Origin of the sequence: Vibrio sp. Vb1337 (assembly GCF_033338715.1) — a bacterium.
In the GTDB taxonomy this organism is placed as follows: Bacteria; Pseudomonadota; Gammaproteobacteria; order Enterobacterales; family Vibrionaceae; genus Vibrio; species Vibrio alginolyticus.
On sequence record NZ_JAWOTD010000219.1, the window covers coordinates 1 to 1,116 of the forward strand.

The window sequence follows — 1,116 nt, forward strand, 5'->3', positions numbered from 1 at the left end:
GAATCGACTCCTCAATGCCAAGCAATTTTGCGTACAGTTGAAGAATTGTCACCTCACTCACATACCCCTTCCGATCCAATTGTTCCTCTAGAGGAACTGAAAAAGTGCGACGGTCTAGCGTTCGGTAGGCCCGTTTGGGTTGGCAATATGGCAGCGCCTTTAAAGCACTTTTGGGATCAAACCACCCCTTTGTCGGTCAGCGGTGACTTAATCGATAAGCCAGCTTGTGTATTTACCTCATCATCTTCGATGCATGGCGGTCAGGAGACCACACTTCAAAGCATGATGACGCCACTACTGCATCACGGGATGATGGTACTTGGTATTCCTTACGCTGAACCAGAGCTGCATTCGACCCAATCTGGTGGCACGCCCTACGGTGCCAGCAGTGTAGGACACGAACCAAGTCTCACAGCGGAGGAGACTCGCCTGGCACAACAATTAGGTAAACGACTAGCAACAGCAGCGTTAAAGCTCAAAGCTTGTCACTAATACCAGTATTAATAATCAGTAGAATTGGTATCAATTCAAGGATAGAGAATCGATGTCTGACTCTTTCGAAGAACAACCACCTCTTGGTGCTCAAGCAAAAACGTATCGCTACCTCGCTTTGTTCGGCAACTTAGCTTTATTAGCATGGGTCGCGATTTGGCAACTCGCTTTATCTCCTCACCCTCATCTGAGTAGCACAACACTCGCGATTGCATGGTGTATTCCGTTATTGCTACCGTTACCTGGCATCTTAGCGGGCAAACCTTACACGCATGCATGGGCGAACTTTGTCTTGATGCTGTATTTCTTGCACGCCCTCACTATCTTGTACGTGGACGGTGGTGAACGGTGGTTGGCAGCGGTTGAGCTGGTGCTTACCTCTCTTGGTTTTGCTGGCAATATTTTGTTTGCTCGTGCTCGAGGAAAAGAGCTAGGCCTTAAACTCAAACGCTTGTCACAAGTAGAAAAAGAAGAAAAAGCGAAGTTCAATAAGTAACTTCTCTGATTCAAAAACAAAAAGAGTCGCAATTGCGACTCTTTCTTTATTCTATGCTCAAACGCAGATTAACTTTGCGAAGTAGAATTCCACTCATAAATCAGATCGTATTGATCTTGCACTTGAGG

General features: G+C 46.3%; 2 protein-coding genes. Both read left to right on the forward strand.

Annotated elements, in window-relative coordinates; genetic code table 11:
- Positions 1-492, forward strand: a 492-nt coding sequence (locus tag R7E42_RS25165) for an NAD(P)H-dependent oxidoreductase (protein WP_318073262.1), incomplete at its 5' end; no start/stop codon positions are given.
- A 52-nt stretch (positions 493-544) separates the two neighbouring features.
- Complete coding sequence (locus tag R7E42_RS25170; RefSeq protein ID WP_005457718.1) at positions 545-988, forward strand: DUF2069 domain-containing protein; 444 nt, start codon at positions 545-547, stop codon at positions 986-988.
- The last annotated feature ends 128 nt before the right edge of the window (positions 989-1,116 follow it).

Bases quoted from the DNA above. Each gene is read 5' to 3' on its own strand.
- R7E42_RS25170 (WP_005457718.1), top strand. From the start codon at position 545: ATGTCTGACTCTTTCGAAGAACAACCACCTCTTGGTGCTCAAGCAAAA.